At 71.2% G+C, this 14,799-nt stretch carries 17 protein-coding genes; 7 read left to right on the top strand and 10 right to left on the bottom strand.

Annotated features, from left to right (window positions below; translation table 11 throughout):
• Positions 1-146: 146 nt before the first annotated feature.
• Positions 147-2,369, top strand: coding sequence for a DEAD/DEAH box helicase (locus tag MHY20_RS10675; RefSeq protein ID WP_239376710.1), 2,223 nt, complete (start codon positions 147-149; stop codon positions 2,367-2,369).
• Here the strand turns inward: MHY20_RS10675 and MHY20_RS10670 are convergent.
• The 7 genes from MHY20_RS10670 to MHY20_RS10640 form a co-directional block, all read right to left on the bottom strand.
• Complete coding sequence (locus tag MHY20_RS10670) at positions 2,366-2,569, bottom strand: hypothetical protein (protein WP_239376709.1); 204 nt, start codon at positions 2,567-2,569, stop codon at positions 2,366-2,368. The two genes, MHY20_RS10675 and MHY20_RS10670, sit on opposite strands and share 4 nt — an antisense overlap.
• Before the next feature lie 76 nt (positions 2,570-2,645).
• A complete protein-coding gene (locus MHY20_RS10665; protein ID WP_259922605.1) occupies positions 2,646-3,008 on the bottom strand; it encodes an Rv3654c family TadE-like protein in 363 nt (120 codons plus the stop codon).
• Positions 3,009-3,055: 47 nt separating this feature from the next.
• Complete coding sequence (locus tag MHY20_RS10660; RefSeq protein WP_239376708.1) at positions 3,056-3,430, bottom strand: TadE family type IV pilus minor pilin; 375 nt, start codon at positions 3,428-3,430, stop codon at positions 3,056-3,058.
• Positions 3,430-3,645 (bottom strand): DUF4244 domain-containing protein, encoded by a 216-nt coding sequence (locus MHY20_RS10655; protein WP_239376707.1) that lies wholly within the window; start codon positions 3,643-3,645, stop codon positions 3,430-3,432. The genes MHY20_RS10660 and MHY20_RS10655 overlap by 1 nt, the downstream gene beginning before the upstream one ends.
• Before the next feature lie 165 nt (positions 3,646-3,810).
• Complete coding sequence (locus tag MHY20_RS10650) at positions 3,811-4,869, bottom strand: type II secretion system F family protein (protein ID WP_239376706.1); 1,059 nt, start codon at positions 4,867-4,869, stop codon at positions 3,811-3,813.
• A complete protein-coding gene (locus MHY20_RS10645) occupies positions 4,866-5,993 on the bottom strand; it encodes a TadA family conjugal transfer-associated ATPase (RefSeq protein WP_239376705.1) in 1,128 nt (375 codons plus the stop codon). Before MHY20_RS10645 ends, MHY20_RS10650 begins: the two co-directional genes overlap by 4 nt.
• The gene (locus MHY20_RS10640; RefSeq protein ID WP_239376704.1) at positions 5,990-7,012 is read right to left on the bottom strand and encodes a hypothetical protein; all 1,023 of its coding nucleotides are present in this window, start codon (positions 7,010-7,012) and stop codon (positions 5,990-5,992) included. The genes MHY20_RS10645 and MHY20_RS10640 overlap by 4 nt, the downstream gene beginning before the upstream one ends.
• Positions 7,013-7,270: 258 nt before the next feature.
• On the opposite strand from MHY20_RS10640, the gene MHY20_RS10635 reads away from it, so the two are divergent.
• Positions 7,271-7,789, top strand: a complete 519-nt coding sequence (locus MHY20_RS10635) for a tetratricopeptide repeat protein (protein WP_239376703.1) — start codon at positions 7,271-7,273, stop codon at positions 7,787-7,789.
• Here MHY20_RS10635 and MHY20_RS10630 read toward each other — a convergent pair.
• Positions 7,756-8,541 (bottom strand): exodeoxyribonuclease III, encoded by a 786-nt coding sequence (locus MHY20_RS10630; protein WP_239376701.1) that lies wholly within the window; start codon positions 8,539-8,541, stop codon positions 7,756-7,758. The two genes, MHY20_RS10635 and MHY20_RS10630, sit on opposite strands and share 34 nt — an antisense overlap.
• Before the next feature lie 72 nt (positions 8,542-8,613).
• On the opposite strand from MHY20_RS10630, the gene MHY20_RS10625 reads away from it, so the two are divergent.
• Both MHY20_RS10625 and MHY20_RS10620 read left to right on the top strand, forming a co-directional pair.
• Positions 8,614-9,492, top strand: a complete 879-nt coding sequence (locus tag MHY20_RS10625; RefSeq protein ID WP_183376193.1) for an SDR family NAD(P)-dependent oxidoreductase — start codon at positions 8,614-8,616, stop codon at positions 9,490-9,492.
• A 27-nt stretch (positions 9,493-9,519) separates the two neighbouring features.
• The gene (locus MHY20_RS10620) at positions 9,520-10,125 is read left to right on the top strand and encodes an orotate phosphoribosyltransferase (RefSeq protein ID WP_183376195.1); all 606 of its coding nucleotides are present in this window, start codon (positions 9,520-9,522) and stop codon (positions 10,123-10,125) included.
• A 155-nt stretch (positions 10,126-10,280) separates the two neighbouring features.
• Here the strand turns inward: MHY20_RS10620 and MHY20_RS10615 are convergent, their stop codons facing one another.
• Positions 10,281-11,189 carry a neutral zinc metallopeptidase gene (locus tag MHY20_RS10615; protein ID WP_183376197.1) on the bottom strand — a complete coding sequence of 303 codons (909 nt, stop codon included), beginning with the start codon at positions 11,187-11,189 and terminating at the stop codon, positions 10,281-10,283.
• Positions 11,190-11,398: 209 nt separating this feature from the next.
• On the opposite strand from MHY20_RS10615, the gene MHY20_RS10610 reads away from it, so the two are divergent.
• The 3 genes from MHY20_RS10610 (at position 11,399) to MHY20_RS10600 (ending at position 13,922) form a co-directional block, all read left to right on the top strand.
• Complete coding sequence (locus tag MHY20_RS10610; RefSeq protein ID WP_183376199.1) at positions 11,399-12,064, top strand: DedA family protein; 666 nt, start codon at positions 11,399-11,401, stop codon at positions 12,062-12,064.
• 122 nt (positions 12,065-12,186) lie between these two features.
• The gene (locus MHY20_RS10605; protein WP_239376714.1) at positions 12,187-12,795 is read left to right on the top strand and encodes a TrmH family RNA methyltransferase; all 609 of its coding nucleotides are present in this window, start codon (positions 12,187-12,189) and stop codon (positions 12,793-12,795) included.
• 38 nt (positions 12,796-12,833) lie between these two features.
• On the top strand, positions 12,834-13,922 hold the full coding sequence (locus MHY20_RS10600) for an NAD(P)-dependent alcohol dehydrogenase (protein ID WP_183376203.1): 1,089 nt from the start codon (positions 12,834-12,836) through the stop codon (positions 13,920-13,922).
• A 30-nt stretch (positions 13,923-13,952) separates the two neighbouring features.
• Here MHY20_RS10600 and MHY20_RS10595 read toward each other — a convergent pair whose 3' ends face one another.
• A complete protein-coding gene (locus tag MHY20_RS10595) occupies positions 13,953-14,738 on the bottom strand; it encodes a response regulator transcription factor (protein ID WP_183376205.1) in 786 nt (261 codons plus the stop codon).
• Positions 14,739-14,799 lie beyond the last annotated feature (61 nt).

Below are 14,799 nucleotides of genomic sequence, written 5' to 3'. Positions count from 1 at the left end.
GGGTCACGGGGTGAGTTCGCGCTCGACGCGGGGTGAGATGGATGGCTCATGACTACCATTGTGCGGCAATGACAACCGCGGCACAGCTCGTTGAGCGGATAACGGGACCCATCGATCGGGCGGAGAGCCTCCTCCGTCTCGAACGCATGCCCGGCCGGGCCGCCCAGCACGCACCCTGGCCCCGCTGGATCGACCCCCGGCTCGTCCTCGCTCTGCAGGACCGCGGCGTCCGCGAGCCCTACACCCACCAGACGGAAGCCGCCGAGTTCGCCCGCGCCGGCCGCCACTGCGTGATCGCCACCTCCACCGCGTCCGGGAAGTCACTCGCCTACCTGATGCCGGTGCTGACGGCGCTCGCGGCGCCCCGCTCGGAGGCGAAGCGCGCCACCGCCCTCTACATTGCGCCCACGAAGGCGCTCGCGCAGGACCAGCTGCATTCGGTCCGGACCCTGGCCCGCGACGCCGGCATGCCCGAGGTCCGCGCCGCCACGTTCGACGGCGACACCCCGAGCGAGGAGCGCCGCTGGATCCGCAGCCACGCCAACCTCATCCTCACCAACCCGGACATGCTGCACTTCGGGATCCTGCCCGGTCACGAGCACTGGGTGCACACCCTGCGGGCGCTGCGCTACATCATCATCGACGAATGCCACGTGTACCGCGGCGTCTTCGGCGCCCACACCGCCATGGTGATGCGCCGCCTGCAGCGCATCGCCCGCCACTACGGCGCGAACCCCACGTTCATCCTCGCCTCCGCCACCTCCGCGGCCCCGTCGGCCTCCGCCTCCCGCCTCACAGGGGAGTCCGTCACCGCCGTCACGGCCGACGGGTCCCCGCATGCGGGCCGCACCATCGCGTTCTGGCAGCCGCCCGCGGATGCGTCACCACCCGCCGAAGCGGGCGGGCTCCTCGCCGACCTCGTGGATGCCGGGGCGCAGACCCTCGTGTTCACCCGCGCCCGCCGCTCCAGCGAACTGGTGGCGCGCACCGCCCAGCGGATCCTGGAGAGCCGCCGGCCCGACGCCGGCCGAGTGGTGGCGGCCTACCGCGGCGGCTACCTGCCGGAGGAGCGCCGCGCCCTCGAACAGCGGCTGCGCAGCGGCGACCTGCGGGGCCTCGCCTCCACCAACGCCCTGGAGCTCGGCATCGACATCGCCGGGCTCGACGCCGTGGTGGTGACGGGGTGGCCCGGCACCCGCGCCTCCCTGTTCCAGCAGTTCGGGCGCGTGGGCCGCTCCTCCGCCAGCGGGGCCGACGGCGGCCTCGCCCTGTTCGTGGCGCGCGACGACCCCCTGGACCAGTACGTGGCCACCCACCCGGACACGATCCTGGATCAGGACGTGGAAGCGGCCGTGTTCGACCCGGAGAACCCGTACGTGCTCTCCCCGCACCTGGCGGCGGCCGCGTCCGAGCTGCCGATCCGGGACGGGGAGGAGCACGTGTTCGGGCCGACGGCGCGGGAGCTCCTCGACGAACTCGCGGCGCGGCGCGTGCTGCGACGGCGAGCATCGGGCTGGTTCTGGACGCTGGATGCGAACGCGCACGACCTCACGGACCTGCGCGGCAGCGGCGGGGAGCCCGTCAGGATCGTGGATTCGGAGACGGGGCAGCTGATCGGCACTGTGGACGGCGGCTCCGCGCACACGCACGTGCATGACGGCGCGGTGTACCTGCACCAGGGCGTCAGCTTCGTGGTGGACCGGCTCGATGCGGATGCGAACGTGGCGATGGTGCACCGGGAAGCGCCGCCGCACACCACGCACCCGCAGTCGCAGACGTCGCTGACGATCCGACAGGTGCGCGACTCTGTGCGCTGGGGCGAGGTGCAGGTGTGCACAGGCCGCGTGGACGTCACCAGTCAGGTCACCGGGTATCAGGTACGGGACATCTACACCTCCGCCGTGATCGCGAACCGGAATCTGGACCTGCCGCCGCGCACGCTGCAGACCGCGGCGGTGTGGTTCGAGATCCCGTCGGCCCTGACGGAGGCGGCGGGGATCGAGGCGGCGGACCTGCCGGGCGCGCTGCATGCCGCGGAGCATGCGCAGATCTCCCTGCTGCCGCTGCTCGCCACCTGCGACCGGTGGGACCTCGGCGGGCTGTCGAGCGCCCACCACCCGGATGTGGGCGGGCCCGCAATCTTCGTGTACGACGGCGCCCCCGGTGGTGCGGGCTTCGCCGAGCGCGGCTACGCGACGGCGCAGTCGTGGCTCTCGGCGACGGCGGACCTCATCGAGTCATGCCGCTGCGCCGACGGGTGCCCCGCCTGCGTGGTGTCCCCGAAGTGCGGCAACGGCAACGAGCCGCTGTCGAAGGCGGGGGCGGTGCGGCTGCTGCGGGCTCTGCTCGACCGCGTGCCGTCGGACTAGCCGCGCAACCCGTCGGGCCAGCCCCCCACGACCCGCCGGGCCGTCTCGCCCACGAGGACCATCATGGCGACGAAACCGATGATCGAGTCCAGGGACGAACGCGGGACCAGACCGACCACCCTGGCCGCCCACAGCACACCGATGATGATGACGCCCTTGATCGCGCCGGTGAAGAGGTGCCCCGTGATGGCGTGGACCATTGGAGGCGGAGTGAACTGGGCGGATGCTGGTTCGCTGCTCACGTCCTGTCCCAGAATCGGGGATCTGCCTTCCACCCTAACCAGAGCGCTCGGCGCCGGTGGGTGCGGGACCGGCACGGGCGATGGCGCGCGCGGATCCGATCCGTCCCGCAGGGAGCCGCACCTCGATGACGACGTCCTGACCGTCGCTGCTGCAGGAGAGCACATCCGCCCCGTTCGCGTGCGCGATCATGGCCGCAGTGGAGCACCCGTCGGCCCCAACAGCGGCCGCGTCCGCGCCCGAGAGCGCCGCCAGATCTGCCGCACCCTGCGCACGGGCATGGGCGATGTGCACCTGGCCGAGCATGACCACGAGGGCGAGCAGCAGCGACGCGATGGAGCACCACGTCAGCATCGCTGCCGGTGCCGATCCCTCCTCCGAGCCGCACCGCCCGATCACGCGGCGGCGCGCTCCAACAGGAGCGGCGCTCGCGGGCCGGCGGGGCGTCACGGTGCACCACCCGGTGCCAGATGCGGTTCCAGGCGCGCCGTCGCCTCCGACCTCAGCGTCAGGCTGAGGCCGCCGAGCAGCCCACCGGCGAGGCGGTGCTCCTTCGTTGCCCGCACCGTCACGAGGTCACCGGACCGCGACACGCTGAACTGAGCGCCGTCCCCGGCGACGGCACGGCCATCACGCGCCGGATCGTCCTCGCCGCGCATAGCGGCGCGCGCAGTCGCGGAGGCGCCGTCGTGCAGGCGGGCGCCGTCGGCCATCACTGCCCCCACCTGCGCGATCAGCAGGAGGAGGGCGGAGACGACCGTGAGCACCACAGCCGTCTCCGCCGTGACGGCACCGCGCTCGCCGCGAAGTGCCGTCATCATCAGCCGCCCATTCCCAGGGCACTGGTGACGATGCCCATCAGCAGGCTCTGCACCTCCTCGGACCGCAGCAGTGCGACCAGCACAGCCGCGAACCCGCAGGCGGCGAGAAGAGTGATGGCGTATTCCGCGGTCGTGGCGCCGTCCTCACGGGCGAGTCGGGCGCGCAGGGTGCCGATTGTGCGGTTCATGCGTCGGCGGATCGTGGTGGTGGACATGGTTTCTCCTTCTTTCTCCAACCGGGCCGGGCGGCCCGGAGACAGCGGGGGAGAGGGGCGGGGGTTGCCGGCGCTGCAGGCGGGAGGCCGACGGGGCCGTCGGGGGCGCAGGAGGGAGGCCGACGGGTGCGCCGGTGGGGGCCGACGGAGCCAGCGGTGGGTGGGCTACCCGCCGCCGAGGATCAGGCCCAGATCGGCGGTGAGCAGGTCGATGATGATCGGGACGATGCCGAGCGCCACGAACGCGGGCAGGATCGCGACCCCCGTCGGCAGGACGAGCCGGACGGCGAGCCGCGCCGCCGCCGCTTCCGCATCGCGGGCGCGGGAGCGCCGCAGGTCCCGAGCCTGCATCCGCAGAAGCGGCGCCAGCTGCGCACCCGTTGCGTGCGCGAGGATAGCGGTGGAGCGGATCGAGGCGAGCTCGCCGCCCAACCGGGACAGCGCAACCGTCGCGGCGACTCCCTGTTCGAGGGCGAGCCCCGCGCGGACCAGTTCCGGGCCGGGCGGTTTATCGCCCAGCGCGCGGCCCACTGCTCGCAGCGCGTGCGCGAGCGGTGACCCCGCTTCGATCACGGCGGCCAGAACATCCAGGATGATGCTGGGGTCCACGTGCGGAACCGTCCCCCGGGCCACGTGCAGAAGGCGCAGCATCCACCACCAGCCCGCGGCGGTCAGCGTCCCTCCGAGCGCCAGCAGACCGAGACCGGCGGGGGAGCCGAACAGAACACTGAGCGGGTCCGCGCCGAGCGCGAATCCGAGCACGAGCGCCGCCAGCGGCAGCGCCATCAGGATCCGCGCCGTCGCCTTCGGGCCGGCGAACGCGCTGTCGCGGGCGCGCTCTGCATCGGCCAGGTCCCGCAGGGAACCCGCGAGGTGCAGCAGCAGACTGCTCGCCGCCGCGCCGCTGGTGGCGCTGATGCGCAGACAGAGCGCCAGGGCCCGCAGGTGCGGGTCGTCGCCGTCGGGAACGGCGCCGAGAGCGATCCGCTGCGCGAGAGCCTTCGGCGCCTCCGCCTCCTGCGCGGCGGCGACGGCAGCCCAGGCGCGCGACGGTGCGATGCCGCCCTGCAGCACCATGGACACCTGGTCGAGCAGGGCCGTCAGCTCCGCCGGCGCGGGATTCGCGCCTCGGGCCGGGCGGGCGCGCCGGACCGCGCGGTCGACCTGGGCAGGGCGGTCGAGCCGAGCGGGGCCGACGGGGACCGAAGCACGCGCCGCAGTCATCGCAGCCTCGCCTCGATCTGGTCGAACGCCGGGAAGAACCGCGCATTGTCCCCGGTGAACCATGCTGCCAACTCACTGGTGAGGCGCCCGTCGGCCCCGCGGCAGAGGATCGCGACCGAATCCAGCACTCGGTGCGCGCCGTCGCGGCGCATGTGCAGCACGAGGTCGATCGCGGACAGCACCTGCGCGCTCAGAGCACGGTCCGTCAGCCCCGCGAGCGACCCGAGCGCCTCCAGACGCGCCGGCACATCTGCCGCCGTGTTCGCATGCAGCGTGCCGCAGCCGCCCTCATGGCCCGTGTTCAGCGCCTGCAGCAGTTCACGGATCTCCTCACCGCGGCATTCGCCCACCACGATCCGGTCCGGCCGCATCCGCAGGCACTGCCGGACGAGCATCCCGAGCCCCACCTCGCCGGCGCCCTCCGCATTCGCGTGCCGTGCCTGCAGATGCACCGTGTGCGGGTGGTTCGGCTCCAGTTCGGAGGCATCCTCCACGATCACAATCCGCTCCTCGGGGCCGACGCGCGCCAGCATTGCGGACAGCAGAGTCGTCTTCCCCGTCCCGGTGCCGCCGGAGATCAGGAACGCGCAGCGCCGGTCGATGATCCGCTCCAGCAGGGTGCGAGCCGACGGGTGCAGTGTGCCCGTCGCCTCCAGCGCATCCAACGACAGGGGAGTGGCGGCGGCCAGGCGCAGCGAGATAACGGCCCCGCCGGCGCTCAGCGGCGGCAGCACAGCGTGCATGCGGATCCCGCCGGGCAGCTGCGCATCCGCCCACGGCATCGCGTCATCGAGGCGGCGCCCACCGATCGTGGCGAGCCGCACCGCGAGCTGCCGGGCCTCGTCCCGGCCCAGGCGCAGGTCAGCGCGCTTCAGACCGTCGGGGGAGTCGGTCCAGACGGTGCCGTCGGCGTTGACGAGGATGTCGGTGACGCCGGGGGCGGCCAGCGGCTGCAGCGGGCCGAGGCCACTGATGTGGTCGCGCAGCTCCGCGGTGACCTCCAGCAGGCTCTGCGGGCCGCGCACCTGGCCGTTCTCCTCCAGTACCCGGGCCACCCGCGCCACATCAACCTCGCCCGGGTGGGCGAGCAGGTCCGCGTGCACCAACGACAGCAGATCGGTCATGACCGTGCCTCCCATGACGACCAGAACGCCGCGCAGGCGGCATCGGCCCCGCCGCGGCGCACATCCACCACGGGCTGCACGCCGGGGCGGCTGTCGCGGAACGACATCGCCACCGGCAGGTCCAGGTCCGCGCGCACATCCCGCACCCCCACATCGCCATGGCGGCGCACAGCGATCCCCATCGACGGTGCCGCCTCCCGCAGCTGCTCCGCGCGCCGCACAGCCGAGCGAACAGCGAGGTCACGGGCGTGCACCACCATGAGCACCTCGCGGCTGAGCGGCGCGATCTCCGCGGCGATGCCGAGCCCCGCATCGACCACCACGAAGCCGTCCACGCTGGTGAGCGCGGTGAGGATCCGGCCGACGGTGGCCGCCGCCGGCACAGGCCCGGTCAGCAGGTGGATCCCGTCGATCTGCGGCAGGGCGGAGCGGATCGCGGACCCGGCCGCGGCATCCGCGTCTGCGAAGTCCGGCCAGTGGGCGCCGGGGACGTGGGCGGCGCCGATGACGTGCTCCATCCCCGGCCCCGACGGGTCCGCATCCACGAGGGTGACGGGCCTGCCCGTGCGGGCAGCCGCCCCGGCGAGACGTGCAGCGAGGGATGTGGCACCGGCGCCGCCGGACCCGGGTACAACGGTGATGATCGCGCCGCGGCCGGGCCGGCGGGATGCGCCCGCGAGGTCTGCGAGCAGGTCAGCGGATTCGCCGGGGAGGATCCGGAGGCTCGCCGCCCCGGCGTCCAGGGCGCGGCGCCAATCAGCGGCGCGGGGAGCAGTCGAGGTCAGCACGATCACCGGCGCGTCAGGCGAGGCGAGCGATGCGGACCCGGCGGCGGAGCTGAGGTTCGCCAGCCCCGTCAGTCCGGTGAGGACGACGGCGCAGCCGGGCTGGGGTTCGGTCACCACGCGCATCTGCGCCGCCTCAGCATGGTCGATCGCCGACTGCCTCAGGTCGGGCGGCAGGTCGACCACGGCCGCCGTCGGCTGTGATCTGTGCGGGTGGGTGGGGAAAACGCTCATGTCCCCATCGAACGGGAGCCGCCGGCACCGGGCCAGGGGCGGGCCCGGGATGGGGACAAGTGGGATGGGGGACGGACGTCCCGATGCCTCCACCCCATCCCCATCTCCATACGACTGTCAGGTAACCATCGGGTCACAGGGTCTTGTGCATTGGATCACAGCGCCGCACAATGGAGGACGTCCGCGTTGCCGCGCTGATACACCCCCGTCATCCGCTCCCGGTCCGTTCGGATCAAGGATTCAGCGAAGGAGCCACCCGTGACCTCAGAGATCCCCGCCCAGCCCATTGCGGCATGCGGCTGGTACATCGATGTCCGCACGCTTCTGCCCGTCATCAACGACCTCGCCGCATTCCGCGCCCACTACGCCGCCGACCCCGCCCGTGACGCCGTCGAAGCGCTCTGGACCGGTCACCCGGACCGTGCCGAACAGCTGCTGATGGAGCTCAGCGCCGAGAACCCGTCGAACCTCCGCTACCGCGCCCTCCTCGCGGACGCCCACCGGGACCAGGGCGACACCGACTGGGCGGTCGCCGCCTACCACCAGCTCGTGGACGAGACCCGCGGCGGCGCGCTCGAAGCCGTCATGTGGCAGCACCTCGGCAAGGCGCTGTTCGTCGCCGGCAGCTTCACCGAAGCGGAGAACGCGTTCAGCCGCGCGCTCGACCTCCGTATCGCCGGCGGCGCCGACGACGACCTCATCGAGTCATCCATGCTGGCGCTGGACCGCGCCAAGCAGCTCGCTCACAGCGAGACGTCGAGGATGATCGGCGCGTGATCGCTGGTGCCCTTCTGGGCGCGCTCCTCCGTGTCGATCATTGCGCCGGTGGCGGCCTCATGCACCGCCGGTGAGGAGAACAGGAAGTCGATCCGCATGCCCTGCTTCTTCTGGAAGCGGCGAGAGGTGTAGTCCCAGTACGTGAACGTGCCGGGCGCGTCCAGCCAGTCGCGGGTGGCGTCGCGGAACCCCGCCTCCTCCAGCGCCCGGATGCGGCGGCGCTCGGGCGGTGTCACGTGGGTCTTCCCCTCGAAGAACGACGGATCCCACACGTCGGCATCCGTCGGCGCGACGTTGAAGTCACCGGCGAACACGATGGGGGCCGACGGGTCCTTCGCCAACAGAGAGCGCCCATGCTCGGTGAGGCAGTCCAGGAACTCCAGCTTGTAGTCGTAGTGCGCGTGGTCGATCTCCCGGCCGTTGGGGATGTACAGGGAGGTCAGGCGCACCCCGCCGACGGTCGCGGTGATGGCGCGGGCTTCGGCGACGCCATCGTACTCCGGCATGTCCGGCAGGCCGATCTCCACATCCTCCAGACCCACGCGGGACACGATCGCGACACCGTTCCACTGGTTGAGTCCGTGCGCCGCCACCTCGTAGCCGCGGGCCTCGAGCTCGGCGAGGTCCAGCTGTTCGGGCTTCGCCTTGATCTCCTGAAGGGCGACGGCGTCGATCTGCCGGGTGTCCAGCACGTCCAGCAGGCGGCCCATGCGGGCGCGCAGTGAGTTGATGTTCCACGAAGCGATGCGCATGCGGGCCAGTCTACGGGCGGCGGGTGGCCGATTCCTCGGACCCCGGTGAGCATCGCGGTCTACAGTGGCGCTATGACTCGAGCACTGATCACCGGCGCCACTTCCGGCCTCGGTCTCGAATTCGCCTGGCAGTTGGCCGGGCTCGAGCACGATCTGGTGCTGGTCGCCCGCAACGCCGAACGCCTGGACGCTGTCGCTGCACAGATCGAATCCCTCCACGACGTCCGCGTCAGCACCCTCGCGGTGGACCTGTCGGACCGCGACGGGCTCGACCGCGCGGCGCGGCGCCTCACCGACCCGGTCACTCCGATCGATCTGCTGGTGAACAACGCCGGCTACGGCCTGCACACCGAGTTCCTCGCCACGGACGTCGAGGAGCACGAGATCCAGCTGGACCTCCTGGTCAGGGCGGTGCTGGTGCTCTCGCACACGGCCGCGAACTCGATGATGCAGCGCGGCCGCGGCGCCATCATCAACGTGTCCTCCCTCGCCGGATACACCGCCGCCGGCACGTACGCCGCCGCCAAGAGCTGGGTCACCGTGTTCACCGAAGCGCTCGCTCTCGAACTGGAGGGCACGGGGGTGACCGCGACTGCGCTGCTGCCGGGGTTCGTGGAGACGGAGTTCCATGAGCGCGCCGCGATCGATGTGCAGGGCCTGCCCCGCGTCACCTGGCTGAAGGCCCCGTACGTGGTGGAGCAGGCGCTGAAGGACAGCGCGAAGGGGGAGGTGCTGTCGATCCCGTCGCTGAAGTACCGGACTGCCTCGGAGATCTCCCGGATCATGCCGCGGCCGCTGATCCGTCGGCTGACGGGGCCGGGATGGTCGCGCCGCCTGAACGAACGCAAGCTGCGCACCGCCCGCACTGGCAGTGCGCTGCGCCGCCTGCGGATGCCGTGGTGGGACGCCCCGGAGGCCGACGGGGGCCGCGGCGACAAGCCCCGCCGTTGAGGCAGTCGCGCCGCTTAGACTGGGGGCATGGTCACCAACAGCCCCTTCACCGTCTCCTCTGAAACCGCTCGCGCCCGCCTGCTCGACCTCATCGGCGAACTCGCCGTGGTCCACCAGCGCGTCACCCTGTCCTCCGGCAAGGAGGCCGATTTCTACATCGACCTGCGCCGCATCACCCTCCACCACGAAGCAGCCCCGCTCGTGGGCCGCGTGATGCTGGACCTCTTCGAATCCCAGGGCCTGCTGGGGACGGTGGAGGCCGTCGGCGGCCTCACCCTCGGTGCCGACCCCGTCGCCACGTCCATCATGCACGCGTCCGCGGCGCTGTCCGCCGCGGGGTCCCTCACCGGTGACCCGCTGGATGCGTTCGTGGTGCGCAAGGCGAACAAGGCGCACGGTCTGCAGCGCCGCATCGAGGGCCCCGGTGTGCAGGGGCGCCCCGTCATCGCCGTGGAGGACACCTCCACCACCGGCGGATCGGTGCTCACCGCCACCGAGGCGCTCGAACAGGAGGGTGCGGACATCCGCGCGGTCGCCGTCATCATGCACCGCTCCGAGGAGTCCCGCCGTGCCGTCACCGACGCCGGCTACGACTACATCTACGCCTACGAACTGTCCGAACTCGGGCTCTGACCTCAGACTCGCCAGCGACCAGGCCTGCTCCCCCTGCGCCCGTGCCGCCGGCGCAGGTGTGTGCGCATGAGAAAGCGCCCCGCCGGAGATGATCCGACGGGGCGCTTCGTCAATCCGAATCGGGCTGCGGGGTCCGCTCCCGCTGCCGCTGTGGGTCAGCCGCGGTTGCTGAACGTGTCGCAGGCGCCGTAGGAGCCTTCGTTGTAGCCGGTGATGAACCACTGCTGGCGCTTCTCACTGGAGCCGTGCGTCCACGTATCGGGCTGAACCCTACCGCCGGCGACCTCCCCCTGAATGTGGTCATCGCCCACCGCGGAGGCGGCCGAGAGGGCGTCCTTCACATCCTGCTCGGTGAGCGGCTCCATGTAGCGGTTGCCGTCCGGGTCCTTCGTCTCCACAGCATTGCGGGCCCAGACACCGGCGTAGCAGTCGGCCTGCAGCTCGAGCGCCACCTGGTCGGACTTCGGGCCCGTATCACGACGGTTGATGCGGTTCATCGTGCCGTCGAGGTTCTGGATGTGGTGGCCGTACTCGTGCGCCACCACGTAGGCCTTCGCGAGCTGCCCCTGGTTCGCGCCGAAGCGGCTGGAGAGCTCATCGAAGAACGACACGTCCACGTAGATCGTGGAATCGGCCGGGCAGTAGAACGGGCCGGTGTCCGAGGAGGCGGCGCCGCAGCCGGTGCTGACGCTGCCGGAGAAGACTCGGCCCTGCGGCTCCTTCCAGGTGAAGCCGGCGGACTTCGCCTCCTGCTGCCAGAACGCGTCCGCAGTCTCCACCACGGCCTGGACGTAGCAGTCGTCCTTCTCGTTGGCGTCCTTGCCGGTCTGGCAGTGCTCCAGGGCCCCTCCCTGGGCGCTCTGCTGCTCCTGGCCGCCACCGCCGCCCCCGCTGAACATGCCGGAGAACAGGAGGAACAGGATGATCAGCACAATGGTGCCGCCGCCACCGCCGCCCAGCATCATGAGCGGGCCCAGGGGCAGTCCGCCGCCCCCGAATCCGCCGCCACCGCCGGCGCGGCCCACGTTCCCTGAGCCGATGTTGGCATTCGGATTGAAAGTCATAACAGTACGGTAACCCTCCGACCGTCGCATTCCTACTGAATGCGGCGGATCCGTGCCCGTCTGGGGAGTCCGTCGCCCCTCATCCCCGCATCCGTCGGCCCCCGCTCCTGCCCACCCTCCAGTCGGGTTCGTCACCCGTTCGCGCAGACGACGTGCAGAACTCGTGGAGGCCGGCCGGGTCGTCGGGGGAGGTGCGTAGGATTGCCGGAGTGAACATCATTGACTGGGCCGTGAACACCATGGGGACGCTCGGCGGGCCGGGCGTTGCCCTGCTTCTCCTCCTCGAATGCGTCTTTCCGCCGATCCCCTCCGAAGTGATCCTCCCGCTCGGCGGCGTCTCCGCCGGCCGCGGCGAACACACCTACATCGGCATCCTCATCTGGTCCGTGATCGGGTCCGTGCTCGGCGCGTACATCCTGTACGGCATCGGCCGCGCCCTCGGCCCGGAGCGAACCCGCGAGATCTTCATCCGTCTGCCGCTGATCAACGCCAAGGACTTCCAGAAGACCGACGAGTTCATGCAGAAGCACGGCAAGACCGCCGTGTTCCTCGGACGCTTCATCCCCGGCATCCGCTCCCTGATCTCCGTGCCCGCCGGCATGTTCGCCATGCCGTTCGGTGTGTTCACCCTGCTCACCGCCGCCGGCTCCGCGATCTGGAACGCGATCTTCATCGCCTTCGGCTACTACCTCGGCTCCCGCTGGCAGGTCATCGAGCCGTACACCGACATCTTCTCCAAGGTCTGCTACGTGCTCGTCGTGCTGGTGTGCCTGTGGATCCTCGTCAAGCTGATCATGCGTGAGCGCAAGCGCCGCGCCGCGGGCCTGCCGGACCCGGACGAGAAGCACCTCGAAGAGCTCAAGAAGGACCAGTGAGCGCCAGCGACCCCGTCGGCCCCGCTGACCCGGCGGCGCCCGCCGCACCGGCTCAGCCGGCGGAGCGCACCGCCCCGGCAGCCCCTGCGACGTCGGCCTCCCCGGGCCGGCCGGCGGTCGGCGTGGGCCCGCACCCGGAGCCCTGGCCGACGGATCCCCGCCTCGACCCGGACCTCCTCGCCCACGGGGACCGACGCAACGTCCCCGATCGCTTCCGCTACTGGCGGCGCGACGCCATCGTGGCCGAGCTCGACCGCGCCACCCGCAACGACCTGCACATTGCGATCGAGAACGTGGAGCACGACTTCAACATCGGCTCCATCGTCCGCACTGCGAACGCCATGGGCGTGGCCGCGTTCCACATCGTCGGCCGACGCCGCTGGAACCGCCGCGGCGCCATGGTCACCGACCGCTACCAACACGAACACCACCACCCCACGCCTGAAGAGTTCATCGCCTGGGCGCGCAGCGCGGGCCGCGAGATCATCGCGATCGACAACGTCGACGGCGCCGTGCCGCTCGAGCACACCCCGCTGCCCGCCAGCAGCGTCCTCGTGTTCGGTGAGGAGGGCGGGGGAGTGAGCCCCGAGATCCTCAGAGCCGCATCGGCCATCGTCGGGATCTCCCAGTTCGGCTCCACCCGCTCCATCAACGTGGGGCACGCCGCCGCCATCGTCATGCACACCTGGGTCACGCAGCATGTCGACGTGCCGCGCGACCTGCACCGGTAGCCCGCCGAACCTCCAGGCCGCGTCGCTACCCTGGCGGCATGACCTTCACCGTGAAAGCCCTGCAGAAGACCGGACCCGATCAGCCCTTCGACGTCGCCGAGATCGAACGCCGCGACCCCCGCGCCGACGACATCGTCATCGACATCAAGGCTGCCGGCGTGTGCCACAGCGACATCCACACCATCACCAACGAGTGGGGCCGGGCGCACTTCCCGCTCACCGTCGGCCACGAGATCGCCGGCGTCGTCAGCGAGGTCGGCGCGGACGTGACCCGATGGAAGGTCGGCGACCGCGTCGGAGTGGGCTGCCTCGTCAACTCCTGCGGCGACTGCGAGCAGTGCCGCGAGGACAACGAACAGTTCTGCCTCAACGGCGCCACCGGAACCTACAACTCCGAAGACGTCGACGGCACCATCACCCAGGGCGGATACTCCGAGAAGATCGTGGTCAACGAACGCTTCGCCGTCCGCATCCCCGAGAAGCTCGAGTTCCTCGAAGCCGCGCCGCTGCTGTGTGCCGGCATCACCACCTACAACCCCATCACCCACTGGGACGTGAAGGAGGGCGACAAGGTCGCCGTCGTCGGTCTCGGCGGGCTCGGCCACATGGGCGTCCAGATCGCCGCTGCGAAGGGCGCCGATGTCACCGTCCTGTCCCGCACCCGCGCCAAGGAGGCCGACGCGCTCGCCCTCGGCGCGAACCGCCTCGCGGCCACCGCGGAGGATCCCGACTTCTTCGCGAATCACCGCGGCGAATTCGACTTCATCCTCAACACCGTCTCCGCCGCATTCGAGCTGAAGGACTACCTGGGCCTGCTGAAGCCGCGAGGCGCCATGGTGCTCGTGGGCCTGCCACCCGAGGGCCTGCCGCTGCCGGCCGGCGCGGTCATCGGCAACTCCAAGGTCCTCGCCGGCTCCAACATCGGCGGCATCGCCGCGACGCAGGAGACCCTCGACTTCTGCGCGGAGCACGGCCTGGCTGCGAAGATCGAGGTCATCAGCGCTGAGCAGATCGACGAGGCGTACGAGCGCGTGGTCACAGGCGATGTGCACTTCCGCTTCGTCATCGACACCGCGACGATCACCGACGCCCCCGTCGGCCCAGCCGCAGCCGCCAGCGCCGCATAGCAGCGCCCGGCCGCCTGACCCGGCCCCCGGTCACCGCCCGGCGCTGCGGACCAGGCCGTTCTCGTACGCGAACACGACGATCTGCGTGCGGTCGCGCAGATCCAGCTTCTGCAGGATCCGCGACACGTGCGTCTTCACGGTCGGTTCGGCGAGGAAGAGCTCGGCGCCGATCTCGGCGTTGGACCGGCCCGCGGCGATCAGCTGGAGCACACCCTGCTCCCGCTCGGTGAGGGTGTCGTACGCGGCAGCAGCGTCGGAGCGGGGCTGACCGGAGTCGTCCGACGGGGTCCACTTCCGCTCCGGGTCCGCGGCATAGTCGGCGATGACCCGCTGGGTGATGCTCGGCGCGAGCAGAGCCCCTCCTTCGTGCACCACGCGGACGGCGTTGAGGAGCTCCGGCACGGCGGCGTCCTTGAGGAGGAAGCCGCTGGCGCCGTCGCGCAGGGCGGTGAACACATAGTCGTCCGCATCGAACGTCGTGAGGATGATGATGCGCGGGGCGTCGGCATCGGCGCCGTGCTCCGCGAAGATGCGGCGCATCGCCTCGAGCCCGTCCATCTGCGGCATGCGGATGTCCATGAGGATGACGTCCAGGGGGCTGGACTGGGCGAGGCGGACGGCCTGGAACCCGTCGGCGGCGGTGCCCACCACCTCCATGTCCGGCTGCGCTGCGAGGATGGCCGAGAAGCCCTCGCGGACCATCGGCTGGTCGTCCACGATGGCGACGCGGATCGGCGCGGCCGCGTCCGCACCGCCCTCGGACGGGCCGGTACCGGGCGCGGCGGTGGGAGTGTTCTTCTCAGGTGCGGAGCTCATGGTCTCAGAGTATCCGTCGGCCCCGCCGCGGCGCCTCCCCCGACGGGCCCCTCCCACCCGC

It is taken from the genome of Helcobacillus sp. ACRRO (assembly GCF_022347125.1).
Classification (GTDB): Bacteria; Actinomycetota; Actinomycetes; order Actinomycetales; family Dermabacteraceae; genus Helcobacillus; species Helcobacillus massiliensis.
The sequence above is the reverse complement of the archived record's forward strand: the minus strand, read 5'-3'. Positions and strand labels throughout refer to the sequence as shown.

Coding starts and splice junctions, on each gene's coding strand:
- MHY20_RS10675 (WP_239376710.1), top strand. CDS start 147: ATGCCCGGCCGGGCCGCCCAGCACGCACCCTGGCCCCGCTGGATCGAC.
- MHY20_RS10670 (WP_239376709.1), bottom strand. CDS start 2,569: ATGGTCCACGCCATCACGGGGCACCTCTTCACCGGCGCGATCAAGGGC.
- MHY20_RS10660 (WP_239376708.1), bottom strand. CDS start 3,430: ATGATGACGGCACTTCGCGGCGAGCGCGGTGCCGTCACGGCGGAGACG.
- MHY20_RS10655 (WP_239376707.1), bottom strand. CDS start 3,645: ATGTCCACCACCACGATCCGCCGACGCATGAACCGCACAATCGGCACC.
- MHY20_RS10650 (WP_239376706.1), bottom strand. CDS start 4,869: ATGACTGCGGCGCGTGCTTCGGTCCCCGTCGGCCCCGCTCGGCTCGAC.
- MHY20_RS10645 (WP_239376705.1), bottom strand. CDS start 5,993: ATGACCGATCTGCTGTCGTTGGTGCACGCGGACCTGCTCGCCCACCCG.
- MHY20_RS10640 (WP_239376704.1), bottom strand. CDS start 7,012: ATGAGCGTTTTCCCCACCCACCCGCACAGATCACAGCCGACGGCGGCC.
- MHY20_RS10630 (WP_239376701.1), bottom strand. CDS start 8,541: ATGCGCATCGCTTCGTGGAACATCAACTCACTGCGCGCCCGCATGGGC.
- MHY20_RS10625 (WP_183376193.1), top strand. CDS start 8,614: ATGACTCGAGCACTGATCACCGGCGCCACTTCCGGCCTCGGTCTCGAA.
- MHY20_RS10620 (WP_183376195.1), top strand. CDS start 9,520: ATGGTCACCAACAGCCCCTTCACCGTCTCCTCTGAAACCGCTCGCGCC.
- MHY20_RS10615 (WP_183376197.1), bottom strand. CDS start 11,189: ATGACTTTCAATCCGAATGCCAACATCGGCTCAGGGAACGTGGGCCGC.
- MHY20_RS10600 (WP_183376203.1), top strand. CDS start 12,834: ATGACCTTCACCGTGAAAGCCCTGCAGAAGACCGGACCCGATCAGCCC.
- MHY20_RS10595 (WP_183376205.1), bottom strand. CDS start 14,738: ATGAGCTCCGCACCTGAGAAGAACACTCCCACCGCCGCGCCCGGTACC.